This is a genomic window from Pseudomonas imperatae (assembly GCF_057128625.1).
In genome coordinates this window covers 419,155-433,968 of record NZ_JBSKHP010000002.1, presented here as the reverse complement: position 1 = coordinate 433,968, position 14,814 = coordinate 419,155, and the positions used below count along the sequence as shown (strand labels likewise).

The 14,814-nt window shown below is 63.8% G+C and carries 17 protein-coding genes; 9 read left to right on the top strand and 8 right to left on the bottom strand.

Going from position 1 to position 14,814, the window contains the following annotated elements; genetic code table 11:
* Positions 1–329 precede the first annotated feature (329 nt).
* A complete protein-coding gene (gene tyrS / locus ACWKWX_RS04670; protein WP_483827111.1) occupies positions 330–1,529 on the bottom strand; it encodes a tyrosine--tRNA ligase in 1,200 nt (399 codons plus the stop codon).
* Positions 1,530–1,741: 212 nt separating this feature from the next.
* Here tyrS and ACWKWX_RS04665 point away from each other — a divergent pair, with 212 nt between their 5' ends.
* The gene (locus ACWKWX_RS04665) at positions 1,742–3,184 is read left to right on the top strand and encodes an OapA family protein (protein WP_483827110.1); all 1,443 of its coding nucleotides are present in this window, start codon (positions 1,742–1,744) and stop codon (positions 3,182–3,184) included.
* A gap of 3 nt (positions 3,185–3,187) precedes the next feature.
* The gene (locus ACWKWX_RS04660) at positions 3,188–4,279 is read left to right on the top strand and encodes an anhydro-N-acetylmuramic acid kinase (RefSeq protein WP_416427134.1); all 1,092 of its coding nucleotides are present in this window, start codon (positions 3,188–3,190) and stop codon (positions 4,277–4,279) included.
* Positions 4,280–4,337: 58 nt separating this feature from the next.
* On the opposite strand, the gene erpA is transcribed toward ACWKWX_RS04660, so the two are convergent.
* Both erpA and argC read right to left on the bottom strand, forming a co-directional pair.
* Entirely contained in the window at positions 4,338–4,688 is a 351-nt protein-coding gene (gene erpA / locus ACWKWX_RS04655) for an iron-sulfur cluster insertion protein ErpA (protein ID WP_416427135.1), read from the bottom strand.
* 102 nt (positions 4,689–4,790) lie between these two features.
* On the bottom strand, positions 4,791–5,825 hold the full coding sequence (argC, locus tag ACWKWX_RS04650; RefSeq protein ID WP_416427136.1) for an N-acetyl-gamma-glutamyl-phosphate reductase: 1,035 nt from the start codon (positions 5,823–5,825) through the stop codon (positions 4,791–4,793).
* A 139-nt stretch (positions 5,826–5,964) separates the two neighbouring features.
* Here argC and hemJ point away from each other — a divergent pair, with 139 nt between their 5' ends.
* The 6 genes from hemJ to coq7 all read left to right on the top strand — a co-directional run bounded on the left by hemJ (position 5,965) and on the right by coq7 (position 10,237).
* The gene (gene hemJ, locus ACWKWX_RS04645) at positions 5,965–6,390 is read left to right on the top strand and encodes a protoporphyrinogen oxidase HemJ (protein ID WP_416427137.1); all 426 of its coding nucleotides are present in this window, start codon (positions 5,965–5,967) and stop codon (positions 6,388–6,390) included.
* Positions 6,391–6,419: 29 nt separating this feature from the next.
* Positions 6,420–7,379: an NAD(P)H-dependent flavin oxidoreductase gene (locus ACWKWX_RS04640; protein ID WP_483827109.1), complete on the top strand. Its 960-nt coding sequence runs from the start codon at positions 6,420–6,422 to the stop codon at positions 7,377–7,379.
* Between the two features lie 33 nt (positions 7,380–7,412).
* The gene (locus tag ACWKWX_RS04635; protein ID WP_416427139.1) at positions 7,413–8,204 is read left to right on the top strand and encodes a DUF805 domain-containing protein; all 792 of its coding nucleotides are present in this window, start codon (positions 7,413–7,415) and stop codon (positions 8,202–8,204) included.
* 112 nt (positions 8,205–8,316) lie between these two features.
* Complete coding sequence (locus tag ACWKWX_RS04630) at positions 8,317–9,090, top strand: SDR family NAD(P)-dependent oxidoreductase (RefSeq protein WP_416427140.1); 774 nt, start codon at positions 8,317–8,319, stop codon at positions 9,088–9,090.
* A 45-nt stretch (positions 9,091–9,135) separates the two neighbouring features.
* Complete coding sequence (locus tag ACWKWX_RS04625) at positions 9,136–9,474, top strand: histidine triad nucleotide-binding protein (RefSeq protein WP_027980374.1); 339 nt, start codon at positions 9,136–9,138, stop codon at positions 9,472–9,474.
* Positions 9,475–9,589: 115 nt separating this feature from the next.
* Positions 9,590–10,237 (top strand): 2-polyprenyl-3-methyl-6-methoxy-1,4-benzoquinone monooxygenase, encoded by a 648-nt coding sequence (coq7, locus tag ACWKWX_RS04620; protein WP_416427141.1) that lies wholly within the window; start codon positions 9,590–9,592, stop codon positions 10,235–10,237.
* Between the two features lie 40 nt (positions 10,238–10,277).
* On the opposite strand, the gene ACWKWX_RS04615 is transcribed toward coq7, so the two are convergent.
* Entirely contained in the window at positions 10,278–10,700 is a 423-nt protein-coding gene (locus ACWKWX_RS04615) for an OsmC family protein (protein ID WP_416427142.1), read from the bottom strand.
* 209 nt (positions 10,701–10,909) lie between these two features.
* On the opposite strand from ACWKWX_RS04615, the gene crp reads away from it, so the two are divergent.
* Positions 10,910–11,548, top strand: a complete 639-nt coding sequence (gene crp / locus ACWKWX_RS04610) for a cAMP-activated global transcriptional regulator CRP (protein ID WP_416427143.1) — start codon at positions 10,910–10,912, stop codon at positions 11,546–11,548.
* Here crp and ACWKWX_RS04605 read toward each other — a convergent pair.
* From ACWKWX_RS04605 to ACWKWX_RS04590, 4 genes are all read right to left on the bottom strand, one after another.
* Complete coding sequence (locus ACWKWX_RS04605) at positions 11,545–12,249, bottom strand: lipoate--protein ligase family protein (RefSeq protein WP_483827108.1); 705 nt, start codon at positions 12,247–12,249, stop codon at positions 11,545–11,547. The two genes, crp and ACWKWX_RS04605, sit on opposite strands and share 4 nt — an antisense overlap.
* Positions 12,250–12,352: 103 nt before the next feature.
* Positions 12,353–13,156: an indole-3-glycerol phosphate synthase TrpC gene (gene trpC / locus ACWKWX_RS04600; protein ID WP_416427145.1), complete on the bottom strand. Its 804-nt coding sequence runs from the start codon at positions 13,154–13,156 to the stop codon at positions 12,353–12,355.
* Positions 13,153–14,202, bottom strand: a complete 1,050-nt coding sequence (trpD, locus tag ACWKWX_RS04595; RefSeq protein WP_483827107.1) for an anthranilate phosphoribosyltransferase — start codon at positions 14,200–14,202, stop codon at positions 13,153–13,155. The genes trpC and trpD overlap by 4 nt, the downstream gene beginning before the upstream one ends.
* Before the next feature lie 9 nt (positions 14,203–14,211).
* On the bottom strand, positions 14,212–14,811 hold the full coding sequence (locus ACWKWX_RS04590; RefSeq protein ID WP_416427147.1) for an aminodeoxychorismate/anthranilate synthase component II: 600 nt from the start codon (positions 14,809–14,811) through the stop codon (positions 14,212–14,214).
* Between the last annotated feature and the right edge of the window lie 3 nt (positions 14,812–14,814).

The following is a 14,814-nucleotide window of genomic DNA, read 5'->3' as shown; positions in this document are numbered from 1 at the left end:
CAGAGAATCTCTAACAACTTCAACCACTTGGCTCGCTTCGATCTCTCGTTAGCGGGAGGCGAATTCTACAGCAACTTGCGTTGCTGTCAACTGCCTTTTTCGCCGCTTTCGACGTTGATATCGAAACCTTCCAGAATCGCTTACTTCGGTTAACTCGTTGAATTTCAAGGAGTTTTCCGTTTCGGTTGCGCCGGAAGTGGGGCGAATTATAGAGAGATCCAGGAGCGGGTCAAGCGTTTATTTCAGAAATGTTTCAGCGTGGCTTTCGAGGCCGCCGATAAGCAAAAAGGCGGGCCTGCCGGCCCGCCTTCTATATAGCTAAGCAGCAATCAGCCCTGCTTGAGGGTAATCCGCGCGAAAGCCTTCTTGCCGGCCTGGCAGACATGGGTCGCTCCCAGCGCAAAGACAAAACCACGGTCAACCACCTCACCATCGATACGCACACTACCCGCCGACAACAGATCGCGAGCAGCCGCCGAGTTCTTCACCAGGCCAGCCTGGTTGAGGATCGCGGCGATAGGCATGTCTTCACCACCCGTGAGCTCCACCTCTGGGAGATCTTCCGGCAGCTCGCCATCCTTCATGCGGTTGCCCGCACCACGGTGCGCGTTGGCAGCGGCTTCTTCGCCATGGAAACGCGCGACGATCTCTTCCGCCAGCTTGATCTTGATATCGCGCGGGTTGGCACCGGCCTCGACCTCGGCCTTGAAGGCATTGATCTCTTCCATGGAGCGGAAGCTCAGCAGCTCGAAGTAACGCCACATCAGCGCATCCGGGATGGACACCAGCTTGCTGTACATAACGCCCGGCGCTTCCTGGATGCCGACGTAGTTGCCCAGGGACTTGGACATCTTCTTCACGCCGTCCAGGCCTTCGAGCAGCGGCATGGTCACGATGTTCTGGGCTTCCTGGCCGTAGGCGCGCTGCAGCTCACGCCCCATCAGCAGGTTGAACTTCTGGTCGGTGCCGCCCAGCTCGACGTCTGCCTTCAGGGCAACCGAGTCGTAGCCCTGCACCAGCGGGTAGAGGAACTCGTGGATGGCGATGGACTGGTTGGACTTGTAGCGCTTGTCGAAGTCATCGCGCTCGAGCATCCGCGCCACGGTGTATTGGGACGACAGGCGAATGAAGTCCGCCGGGCTCATGGCGTCCATCCAGATGGAGTTGAACGCCACCTCGGTCTTGGCCGGATCGAGGATCTTGAACACCTGGGCCTTGTAGGTCTCGGCGTTGGCCAGCACCTGCTCGCGAGTCAGCGGCGGGCGCGTGGCGCTCTTGCCGCTGGGGTCGCCGATCAGGCCGGTGAAATCCCCGATCAGGAAGATCACGTGGTGCCCCAGCTCCTGGAACTGGCGCAGCTTATTAATAAGCACCGTGTGGCCCAGGTGCAGGTCAGGCGCCGTTGGGTCGAAACCAGCCTTGATACGCAGCGGCTGCCCGCGCTTGAGCTTCTCGACCAGTTCAGCCTCGACCAACACCTCTTCCGCACCACGCTTGATCAGCGCTAGCTGCTCTTCAACCGACTTCATAACCTACCCGCAAGGCTTGGATTCAAATGGGGCCAACGATACAAGATCAGACACCAATTACAAGTTTTTGACTTGCGTGTGACCCCGGGGGCGGGTCGAGGCGTCTGCGAGCTTGCTTTGGCAAGGATTTGGTTATATTTTATACAGTTATTTCATCTTTATCATGTCATTCATCTTTTCCATTTCATCTTTTTTCAAAGTCAAAATTACCTATGACCAGCGAACCGCCTAAAGCGCCTCCGCTTTATCCGAAGAGCCACCTGCTGGCTGCAAGCGGCATCGCCGCCCTGCTCAGCCTAGCCATGCTGATATTTCCCTCCAGCGAAGTGGAAGCCAAGCGCAACTCCACGCCGCTGGAGCTGGAGACCCCAGCCGACCAGCTCAAGCAGGCGCAGAAAGACGCGCCAGCCACCGACCTTGGCGAAGAACAGGCCGCGCCAGCGCCCTTCGCGCATATAGACAACGAAGACGACCAGGACCAGGACACCGCACAAGACACCCCGGACAAGCCGGAACCGGTCGCCAGCGCCGCCGCCGACGCCCCCAAGAAGGGCCCGAACCACCGCGAAGTCACCGTGCGCAAGGGCGACACCCTGTCCAAGCTGTTCGACGAAGCCGGCCTGCCCGCCTCCGCAGCCCAGGAAGTCATGGCCAGCGACAAACAGGCCAAGCAGTTCGCCCAGCTCAAGAACGGCCAGGTGCTGGAGTTCGAGATCGGCCCGGACGGCCAGCTCGCCAGCCTGCACACCAAGCTCAGCAACACCGAGACCATCCGCCTGGTGCGCGGCGCCAAGGGCTTCGCCTTCAACCGCGACGTGATCAAGCCCGTCATGCGCGAGGCCTACGCCCATGGCGTGATCAAGAACTCGCTGTCGCTGTCCGGCCAGCGCGCCGGCCTGTCGCACAACCAGGTCATGGACCTGGTGCGCATCTTCAACTACGACGTGGACTTCGCCCAGGATATCCGCCAGGGCGACGTGTTCGACGTGATGTACGAACAGAAGGTGCTGAACGGCAAGGTGATCGGCACCGGCAACATCCTCGCCGCGCGCTTCAGCAACCGTGGCAAGACCTACACCGCGGTGCGCTACACCAACAAGCAAGGCACCACCAACTACTACAGCGCCGAGGGCAACAGCCTGCGCAAGGCCTTCGTGCGCTCGCCGGTGGACTTCGCCCGTATCAGCTCGCGCTTCTCGGTGGGCCGCTTCCACCCCATCCTGAACAAGATCCGCGCGCACCAGGGCGTGGACTACGCCGCCCCGCGCGGCACGCCCATCAAGGCCACGGGCGACGGCAAGGTCGAACTGGCCGGGCGCCGTGGCGGCTACGGCAACACCGTGATCATCGAGCACGGCAAGACCTACAAGACGCTGTACGCGCACATGCAGGGCTTCGCCAAGGGCATCCACGCAGGCTCGGTAGTGAAACAGGGCCAGGTCATCGGCTACATCGGCACCACCGGCCTGTCCACCGGCCCGCACGTGCATTACGAGTTCCAGGTGAACGGCGTGCACGTCGACCCGCTGGGGCAGAAGCTGCCCATGGCCGACCCGATTGCGCGCAACGAGAAGAGCCGCTTCATGCAAATCTCGCAGCCGCTGATCGCCCACATGGACCAGGAGAAATCCACCATGGTCGCGAGCAAGAAGTAAGTCATGGCCCTTTATATCGGCGTGATGTCCGGCACCAGCCTCGATGGGCTGGATATTGCGCTGGTTGAGCAAGGCGCCAGCGTGCGCCTGCTGGCCAGCCGGTACCTGCCGATGCCCAGCGGGCTGCGCGGCGACCTGCTGGCCCTGTGCGCCAGCGGCCCGGACGAGATAGCCCGCGCCGCCCTGGCGGAGAACCAGTGGGCCACCCTGGCCGCCGAGGGCATCCATACCCTCTTGCAACAACAGCACCTCACCCCTGCGGATATCCGTGCCATCGGCAGCCACGGCCAGACCGTGCGCCACGAACCGGCACGCGGCTTCACCGTGCAGATCGGCAACCCGGCGCTGCTGGCCGAGTTGACCGGCATCACCACCGTCGGCGACTTCCGCCGCCGTGACGTGGCCGCCGGTGGCCAGGGCGCGCCGTTGGTGCCCGCCTTCCACGATGCCATCTTCGCCAGCCAGGGCCGGCACCTGGCCGTGCTCAACGTAGGTGGTTTCAGCAACCTGAGCCTGATCGAGGCCGACAAGCCGGTCAGCGGTTTCGACTGCGGCCCCGGCAACGTGTTGCTCGACGCCTGGATCAATGCCCGCCAGGGCCTGGACTACGACCGCGACGGCGCCTGGGCTGCCAGCGGCAGCGTGCACCCGGCGCTGCTGGCCGAGCTGCTCAGCGACCCGTTCTTCGCCGGCACCGGCCCCAAGAGCACCGGCCGCGAGGTGTTCAACCTGCCCTGGCTGCAGGCACACCTGGCGAAGGTAAACGACGTGGCCGATGCCGACGTGCAGGCAACCCTGCTGGAGTTGACCGCCCGCACCATCGTCGACTCCCTACGCCACGCCCAGCCTCACACCGACGAGCTGCTGGTGTGCGGCGGCGGCGCCCACAACCGCGCGCTGATGCAACGCCTGGCGCAGCTGTTGCCCAACACCCGCGTCGACAGCACCGCTGGCCACGGCGTGGACCCGGACTGGGTGGAAGCCATGGCATTCGCCTGGCTGGCCCATTGCTGCCTGGAAGGCATCCCCACCAACCGCCCCAGCGTTACCGGCGCCCGTGGGTTGCGTGTGCTTGGGGCCATCTACCCCGCCTGAACGCCAGACAGCAAAACGCCGCGTATGAACGCGGCGTCTGGCCTTGCCCTGCAGGTGATCAGATCGAGAACGACTGACCGCAACCGCAAGTGGTAGAGGCATTAGGGTTGTTGATAACGAAACGCGAACCCTCCAGGCCTTCCTGGTAATCCACTTCAGCACCTGCCAGGTACTGGAAGCTCATTGGGTCGACCACCAGGCTCACGCCTTCGCGCTCGACAATGGTGTCATCCTCGGCCACATCTTCATCGAAGGTGAAGCCGTACTGGAAGCCCGAGCAACCGCCACCGGTCACGAAAACCCGCAGTTTCAGACGCTCATTGCCTTCTTCGTCGACCAGGCTCTTCACCTTGTGCGCAGCACCGTGGGTGAATTGCAAAGCCGTGGGTGTGAAGGATTCGACGCTCATGCTGACTCTCTCCCGGCGTAAGCCGCCATAAAACGTAATGGCAGCATTATCCGCTTCTCCTAGAAAAAGGGTCAACAATTGTGCGCTGACCGGCTTCGGGGCTTACGGCAGCATGCCGGCGTGGGACAGGCCCAGGCGCTCGTCGAGGCCGAAGAGGATGTTCAGGTTCTGCACGGCCTGGCCCGACGCGCCCTTGACCAGGTTGTCGATGACCGACAGCACCACCACCAGGTCACCGCCTTGTGGGCGATGCACGGCGATGCGGCAGACGTTGGCGCCACGCACGCTGCGGGTCTCCGGGTGGCTGCCGGCCGGCATCACGTCGACGAACGGTTCATCGGCATAACGCTTCTCGAACAGCGCCTGCAGGTCCACGGCCTTGTCCACCACGGTTGCGTAGAGGGTGGAATGGATACCGCGGATCATCGGCGTCAGGTGCGGCACGAAGGTCAGGCCCACGTCGCCACCGGCAGCGCGGCGCAGCCCCTGGGTGATTTCCGGCAGGTGACGGTGGCCCTTCACCGAGTAGGCCTTCATGCTTTCGCCGGCCTCGCAGAACAGCGAGCCCACGGCAGCGCCACGGCCAGCGCCGCTGACACCGGACTTGCAGTCGGCGATCAGGCGCGAGGCATCGGCCAGGCCAGCTTCCAGCAGCGGCAGGAAGCCCAGTTGGGTGGCGGTTGGGTAGCAGCCAGGCACGGCGATCAGGCGGGCGTTGCGGATCTGCTCGCGGTTTACTTCCGGCAGGCCGTACACGGCGTCCTTCAGCAGCTCAGGCGCGCCGTGAGGCTGGCCGTACCACTTGGCCCACTCTTCGGCGTCCTGCAGGCGGAAGTCTGCCGACAGGTCGATGACCTTGGTGCCCGCGGCCAGCAGCTCGCCCGCCAGGGAGTGCGCGACGCCGTGTGGGGTGGCGAAGAACACCACGTCGCAGGCGCCCAGGGTCTTGGTGTCCGGCACGCTGAAGGCCAGGCCATCGTAGTGGCCGCGCAGGTTGGGGTACATGTCCGCCACGGGCACGCCCGCCTCGGAGCGCGAGGTGATGACGGCGACTTCCGCCTGCGGATGCGACGCCAACAGACGCAGCAGCTCGACCCCGGTGTAACCCGTGCCGCCGACAATACCGACCTTGACCATATACCTGCCCCTTTCAACGAACCGACTAGGAAACCGCTGATAATACGGGGCCAGAGCATCTGCTAACAACCGTTGAGGTGACGTGCGGCAGCCTGGGGCACTACTATCGGCGCTACCGTGAACCTGGAAACTTCAAAAAATGCTCTATCTATGGATCAAAGCCCTGCACATCATCAGCATGGTCTGCTGGTTTGCCGGCCTGTTCTACCTGCCGCGCCTGTTCGTCTACCACGCCAGCAGCGAGGACGAGCCCAGCAAGCAACGCTTCATGGTCATGGAGCGCAAGCTGTACCGCGGCATCATGGGCCCCTCGATGATCGCCACCCTGGTGTTCGGCGCCTGGCTGCTGTACCTGCTCCCCGGCTATTTGAGCCAGGGCTGGTTGCACGCCAAATTGACCTTCGTGTTCCTGCTGATTGGCTACCATCATATGTGCGGCGCCCAGGTGAAGCGCTTTGCCCGTGGCGAAAACACCCGCAGCCATGTCTTTTATCGCTGGTTCAACGAAGTTCCCGTGCTGTTTTTGCTGGCTATCGTAATTCTGGTGGTGGTGAAACCGTTCTAGGATCAACCCAACCCACAAGAGAACCCATCATGTCGCTGCCCCCCTCGCTGGACCAACGCCTGCGCCTGCCCGTGGTGGCGGCACCGATGTTTCTCATCTCCAACCCGCAACTGGTGCTGGCCTGCTGCCGCAACGGCGTGGTCGGCAGCTTTCCCGCGCTGAACCAGCGTGACAGCGCCGGCTTCAAGGCCTGGCTGGTGGAAATCGAGGCAGGCCTGGCGGCGCTGGACAAGCCGGCGCCCTATGCCGTCAACCTCATCGTGCACAACAGCAACCCCCGCCTGGAAGCCGACCTGGCGATTTGCATCGAACACCAGGTGCCGATTGTCATCACCAGCCTGGGCGCGGTGAAGGAAGTGGTGGATGCCGTGCACAGTTATGGCGGCCTGGTCTTTCACGACGTCACTACCCGGCGCCACGCCGAGAAGGCCGCCCAGGCCGGCGTCGATGGCCTGATTGCCGTGGCCGCCGGCGCCGGTGGCCACGCCGGGACCTGGAGCCCGTTCGCGCTGGTGGCCGAGATTCGCCAGTTCTTCGACAAGACCCTGCTGCTGGCCGGCTGCATCAACCATGGCCGCGAGATTCTTGCCGCGCAGCTGCTGGGCGCCGACCTGGCGTACCTGGGCACGCGCTTTATCGCCTGTCAGGAAAGCCACGCACCCGCAGCCTATAAAGACATGCTGCTGGCAGCCCATGCCGCCGATATCATCCATACCCCGGCGGTGTCCGGGGTGCCGGCCAGTTTCATGCGCAAGAGCCTGGAAGATGCCGGTTTCGACCTGGCCACCCTCGCGGCTGCCGGTGCCCAGGCCAAGCTCAAGCCCATCGATGACGAGGCCAAGGCGTGGAAGACCATCTGGTCCGCCGGCCAGGGTGTCGGCGAGATCGACGATATACCCAGCGCCGATGAACTGATCGAGCGCCTCGACAACGAATACCGCAAGGCGCTGGTACGGGCCTGCCGCTTGCCCGACCACTGGCCGCGCTGAACCGGCCGCCACTTTCACGACAAGGATGCCAGCATGACAACACTGTTCAAGATCGTCTTCGAAGGCAGCACGCTGCCGGGGGTCGCCCTGGAAACTGCCAAGGCCAACCTGGCCCAGCTGTTCCGTAGCGATCTGTTGGCCGTGGAAAAACTGTTCACCGGGCGCAAAGTGGCGCTCAAGCGCAACCTGTCCCAGGAGACGGCCGAGAAGTACCTGGATGCGTTGCACCGTGCCGGCGTGGAGGCACGTCTGGAGGAGGAAGCGCCGTTGGAGCTGAGCCTGGAAGAAATAGAGCCCAGCCCTGCCCCGCCACCGTTTTCACCCTATGCGCCGCCGCAGTCGGAGGTCGGGCCACCAATTGCCGTCTACGGGCCGCTGAAAGTCATGACCGTACAGGGGCGCATCGGCCGGGTGCGCTACCTGGGCTGGACCATGGCCTTGGTACTGGCTGCTTGCGCCGCCGCGCTGGTGTTCATTCTGCTCATGTCGATTTCCCGCTACCTGGGCATAGGCTTCGGTGCCATCGCCCTGGCCGCCTTCATGACCATCAACGTGCAGATCACCGTGCAGCGCCTGCACGACGCCGGCTGGAGCGGCTGGCTGTGGCTGTTGAACCTGGTACCGCTGGTAGGCAACTTCTTCCCCATCGTGATCATGGCGGTTCCCGGCAACCCGGGCACCAACCAATATGGCCCGCCGGCGCCGCCCAACACCAAGGCGGTGAAAGTGCTGGCCTGGTTGTGGGTGGCCTTCCTGGTCCTGATGTTTATCATTGGCCTGAAGGGCGGCTTCAATTCGCTCGCCCATCATGCGCAGGCCGTGTAAGGACTCGGCACAACTGCGCGGCGCACGGTAGACTAGCGCCCCTGAGTAGACGCCCCTGTGCGCCCCGCCTCATCGACGAGCCGGGGCCGGGGGCGTTCGTATGGAGATTTGCATGACCCGTTACGCCTTGATCACTGGCGCCTCCCGAGGGCTGGGCCTGGCGCTGGCCGAGGCCCTGGCCCGGCGCGGCCGCAACCTGATCCTGGTAGCCCGCCAGCGCGACCCACTGGAAGCGGTGGCCATCGAGCTGACCCAACGTTTTGGCGTGGAGGTGCTGTTCCGTGCCTGCGATTTGAGCGAACCCCTGCGCCTGTCCGGCCTGCTGATGGAGCTTGAGGAAAGCGGCCGCCATATCGATCTGCTGGTGAACTGCGCCGGGCTGCGCTCCTACGGGCATTTCCTGGCCCAGGACTGGATGCAGGAGCAGGACCTGATCGAGGTCAACATCCTCGCCCTGGCGCGACTGTGCCATGTGGTCGGCAACGCCATGGCGGTGCACGGCGGCGGGCAGATCCTCAACGTCGCCTCGCTTGCAGCTTTTCAGCCTGGCCCGTGGATGAGCAGCTACGCGGCCAGCAAGGCCTATGTGCTGAGTTTCTCCGAAGGGCTGCGCGAGGAACTGCGCCAGTCGGGGGTCAAAGTGTCGGTACTGTGCCCTGGCCCGGTGCGTTCATCGCAGCGGGTGATAGAACGCCTGAACAACAGCCAACGCGTGCTCAGCCCGGAGGAAGTGGCGCTGTTCACCGTGCGCGCCCTGGCCCGCAACCGCGCGGTGATCATCCCCGGTCGGCGTAACCGCCTGCTCACCTACGGCGCCCGCCTGGGCTCGCGCTGGCTGGTGCGCAAGATCGCCGGCGCCATCAACCTCGCCTACCGCCCACGTTGAGCATTGAGTACACTCGAGCCCGACGTCAAACATGGAGCAACCGTTGTGGATACTCTGTTCACCAAGATCATCAACAGAGAAATACCCGCGAAAATCATCTACGAGGATGACCAGGTACTGGCCTTCCACGATATCGCACCCCAGGCACCGGTTCATTTCCTGGTGATCCCGAAGAAGCCGATCCGCACCCTCAACGACCTCACCGAGGAAGACAAGGGCCTGGCCGGTCACATTCTGTTCACCGCCCAGCGCCTGGCCAAGGAACTGGGCTGCGAGGAAGGTTTCCGCGTGGTCATGAACTGCAATGAATTGGGCGGCCAGACGGTCTACCACATTCACATGCATGTGCTGGGGCAGCGCCAGATGCACTGGCCGCCGGGCTGATCGCCTTGTGGCCGCTGCCTCGGGCAGCGGCCACAGGATTGTGTTGACGTGCCGCAGGCTCTGGCACGGTATTTTGAGTTAAACTGCACCCCGTGATTCTATCCGGAGGTGCCCAATGGCTACCGAACGTCACTACTCCCCCCTCGACCGACTGCTGCTGCAGGCCGACACGGCCATGCGCACGCTGCTGCCTTTCAGCGGCCAGCCGTCGCGGCCGTCCCCGGCCATTGTCCAGCCGGACCCCAAGCTCAGTGATGACGAAACCCGCCATGTGGCCGGCCTGATGCGCATCAACCACACCGGTGAAGTGTGCGCGCAGGCGTTGTACCAGGGGCAGGCGCTGACCGCCAAGCTGCCGCAGGTGCGCAAGGCCATGGAACATGCCGCCGAGGAAGAAGTGGATCACCTGGCCTGGTGCGAGCAACGCATCCGCCAGTTGGGCAGCCACCCCAGCGTGCTGAACCCGTTGTTCTACGGCATGTCGTTCGGCATAGGTGCCGTGGCCGGACTGATCAGCGACCGTGTCAGCCTGGGCTTCGTTGCCGCCACTGAACACCAGGTGTGCAAGCACCTGGATGAACACCTGGAGCAACTGCCCGTGGAAGACGAGAAGTCACGCGCCATCCTCGAACAGATGCGCGTGGATGAAGAGCAGCACGCCGATTCGGCGCTGGACGCCGGCGGGTTCCGCTTCCCGGCGCCGGTCAGGTTCGGCATGAGCCTGGTGGCCAAGGTCATGACCAAGAGCACCTATCGCATCTGACCAGCCCTGTGGGGGCGGGCCCTGCCCGCTCCCACACGCTTCAACCCAGCTCGACGATCTCGTAGTCGTGGGTGATCTCCACCCCGGCACGGCCCAGCATGATCGAGGCCGAGCAGTACTTCTCAGCCGACAGTTCCACTGCCCGCTTCACCTGGGCTTCCTTCAGGCCGCGGCCCTTGACCACGAAATGCAGGTGGATCTTGGTGAATACCTTGGGGTCCTCGGTGGCACGCTCGGCTTCCAGGAAGGCTTCGCAGCTTTCCACCGGCTGACGCGACTTCTTCAGAATGCTGACCACGTCGAAATTGCTGCAGCCACCCAGGCCCAGCAACAGCATTTCCATGGGGCGCACGCCCAGGTTGCGACCGCCGCTCTCGGGCGGGCCGTCCATCACTACCACATGACCGCTGCCCGACTCGCCAAGAAACATGGCTTCGCCTGCCCACTGGATACGTGCCTTCATCACCAGGACTCCACTGTAAAAAAGGCCGCCAGCTTAGCACAGCAGTTTGCATAAGCCCTGTAGCCCAGCCGTTGCCTGCCGATAAGGTGGTTAGTAAATTGCCTGATACAAACTTGCGTGTCTGATAAGCTGGCGCCAAATCAATGGCGCCTACGCCAGCACTCCTTACCGTTCACTTGCCGTAGACAGTCTTGCCCCGGGATTCAGCCATGGTTGCGCTCACGCGTCCGATCCAGAACATCGATAAACTCTTGGCTCATTGCCAGCGCCGCCGCTATGGCGCCAAGAGCAATATCATCTGCGCCGGCGACCAGTCCGAAACCTTGTCCTACATCATCAAGGGCTCGGTGACGATTCTGATCGAGGACGACGACGGCCGCGAAATGATCATTGCCTACCTCAACGCCGGCGACTTCTTCGGCGAGCTGGGGCTGTTCGAGTCGCCCAACCACGGGCCGCTGCGCAGCGCCTGGGTACGGGCCAAGACCGAATGCGAAGTAGCGGAAATCAGCTACGGCAGGTTCCGCGAAGTGGCGGTGCAGCATCCCGATATCATGTTCGCCCTGGGTTGCCAGATGGCCCAGCGCCTGCGCGACACCACGCGCAAGGTCGGCGACCTTGCGTTCTTCGACGTCACGGGCCGGGTGGCGCGCTGCCTGCTGGAACTGTGCAAGCAACCCGACGCCATGACCCACCCGGACGGCATGCAGATCAAGATCACCCGCCAGGAGATCGGCCGTATCGTCGGTTGCTCGCGGGAAATGGTCGGGCGGGTACTCAAGGACCTCGAAGAGCGCAACCTGGTGAACGTGAAGGGCAAGACCATGGTGGTCTTCGGCACACGCTAGGTCTTGGCGCGAATTTCGGCCAGCAACCGGCCATAGGCCTGGGCCAATTCGGCCAGCAGTTGCGGCGCTGGATAGTGTTCATGCAAGGCCACATGGCTCTGCGGGTCACAACGCTGGGGCAGGTCGCACGCCTGGTTGAAGCCATTCACCGCCGCCACCATCGACTCGCGCTGGTTGTCCATGAGCATCGCGCCGTGCACCAGCACTACCGGCCGCGTGCCGCTCAGGCCCTGGCGCCAGCGCTGCGCCGTGCCCACCCATTTGCGCCCACCGATGTTGACGTTGTAGCGACCATCGCAGAACGCCCCCGCCACCTCGCCCACCGACGCCTGCCCGCCCAACGCCGTGACGGCGTCGCACAGCGGCTGACACAGGCGCTGATAAGCGGTTTCGATGCGGTTTTGGTCGCCTTCGCTGCGCGGTGCCACGTACACCAGCGCGACATTGATGGTGGCCGGCGATTGCGGCACCGGCTCGCCGCCGGTTTCACGCAGCAGCACCGGCCAACCGGCTGCGGCCGATGCCGCGCAGGCGGCATCGAACGCCGGCAGGCGGTTCATGCGCCGGGGCATGACCAGGGTTTGATCAGTGGATTGCCAGAACAGCAGGCCATCAGGCTGCTCGCCGCGGCAAACGGCGGCAAGCAGCTCCTGTTCGGCCTGCAGCCCCGCCTGGGTGTCGATTCGCAGAGGGTGTTGCATGAGACCTCCGTAGCAGCGGCCGCGAGGCCGCGTCATGGGCCGCGCGATACATGACATCGTCCTGGCACCCCGACGCGGCCTGGCGGCCGCTGCTACGGGCGGGTCAAGACTGGAAGAACAGCCGTTGCAGCTCTTCGCCAGGATGCTCGGCGCGCATGAACGCCTCGCCCACCAGGAACGAATACACCTCGTTGATTTCCATCAGCTCCACGTCGGCGCGGTTGAGGATGCCGCTTTCGGTCACCACCAGGCGCTCACGCGGGATCAGCGGCAGCAGGTCGAGGGTGTTTTCCAGGCTGACTTCGAAGTTGTGCAGGTTGCGGTTGTTCACCCCCAGCAACGGCGACTTCAGGTGCTTGAGCGCACGCTCCAGCTCCTCGGCGTTGTGCACTTCCACCAGCACATCCAGGCCAACACCAAAGGCGACGGACTCCAGCTCGGCCATCTTCGCGTCGTCCAGCGCCGCGACGATCAGCAGGATGCAGTCGGCGCCCAGCGCGCGGGATTCGACGATCTGGTACGGGTCGACCATGAAATCCTTGCGGATCACCGGCAGGCTGCAGGCCGCACGGGCCTGCTGCAGGTAGGCGTCGGCGCCCTGGAAGTAATCGATGTCGGTGAGCACGGACAGGCAGGTAGCGCCGCCCTTCTCGTAGCTCTGGGCGATTTCGGCAGGCACGAAGTGCTCACGGATGACGCCCTTGCTCGGCGAGGCCTTCTTGATTTCGGCGATGACCGCCGGCTTCTTGGTCGCCGCCTGGTCGATCAACGCCTTGGCAAAGCCACGCGGTGCATCGGCGGCAGCGGCCAGGCGCTCCAGTTCGGCATAGCTGACACGCTGCAGGCGTTCGGCAACTTCCTGGGCCTTGCGCGCCAGAATCTTCTCCAGAACTGTCGGCACACTCATCCTTCATTCTCCTGCTTGAATACCGCGGTAAAGGCGCCCAGCTCGTCGAGCTTCTCGCGGGCCAGCCCGGTGTGCAGCGCATCGTGGGCCAGGGCCACGCCTTCCTTCAAGGAAGACGCGTGGTCGGCGGCATACAGGGCAGCGCCAGCGTTGAGTACGATCATTTCAGCGGCTTTCTGGCCGTTTTCGGTCTTGCGCCGGCCCAAGGCGTCGCGGATCAGTTCCAGCGAAGCCTGCGGGCTTTCCACGGCCAGGCCGTGCAGGGTCTGGCTCTTTATACCGAGGTCTTCGGGTTCTACCCAATACTCGGTTATTTCGCCATTTTTCAGCTCGGCCACGAAGGTTGGCGCGGCCAGGCTGAACTCGTCCAGCCCGTCCTTGGAATGCACCACCAGCACATGCTTGCTGCCCAGGCGCTGCAGCACCTCGGCCAGCGGCCGGCACAGCGCCTGGCTGAACACGCCGACCACCTGGTGCCTGACGCCCGCCGGGTTGGTCAGCGGCCCGACCATGTTGAACAGGGTGCGCAGACCCAGGTCGCGGCGCGGCCCGGCGGCGTGCTTCATGGCGCCGTGGTGCGCCTGGGCGAACATGAAGCCGATGCCCACGCTGTCGATGCAACGCGCTACCTGCACCGGCGTGAGGTTGAGGTACACGCCGGCGGCTTCCAGCAGGTCGGCGCTGCCGCTCTTGCCGGACACCGCGCGGTTGCCATGCTTGGCCACGGTGCAGCCGGCCGCCGAGATGACGAAGGCCGAAGCCGTGGACACGTTGAAGATGTTGGCGCCGTCGCCGCCGGTGCCGACGATGTCGACCACGCCGTCGAGGGTCTTGAGTTCAACCTGGCCTGCCAGCTCGCGCATCACCGAGACGGCACCGACGATCTCGTCGATGCTCTCGCTCTTCATGCGCATGCCCATCAGGAAGGCACCGATCTGTGCGTCGGTGCATTGGCCGGTCATGATCTGGCGCATCACATCGCGCATCTCATCCGTGCTCAGGTCCAGCTGCCCGACGATGCGGGTCAGCGCGCTCTTGATATCCATGATGGTTCCTTAGCCCTGACGGCTGCCGCCGGTCTGCTTGAGAAAGTTGGCGAACAGCTCGTGGCCCTGCTCGGAAAGAATCGACTCGGGGTGGAACTGCACGCCCTCGACGTTCAGCGTCTTGTGGCGCAGGCCCATGATCTCGTCCACGGAGCCATCGGCGTTGGCGGTCCAGGCGGTCAGTTCCAGGCAGTCGGGCAGGGTTTCGCGCTTCACTACCAGCGAGTGGTAGCGGGTCACGGTCAGCGGGTGGTTCAGGCCTTCGAACACGCCCTTGTCTTCGTGCACCAGCGGGCTGGTCTTGCCGTGCATGGCAACGCGGGCGCGCACCACGTCACCGCCAAAGGCCTGGCCGATGGACTGGTGGCCCAGGCACACGCCCAGGATCGGCAGCTTGCCAGCAAAGTGCAGGATGGCCTCGATGGAGATGCCCGCCTCGCTCGGCGTGCACGGCCCCGGGGAGACGACGATGCGCTCGGGGTTCATGGCCTCGATGTCGGCGATGGTCACCTCATCGTTGCGCACCACTTTCACGTCCGCGCCCAGCTCGCCCAGGTACTGCACGACGTTGTAGGTAAAAGAGTCGTAATTGTCGATCATCAGCAACATGGT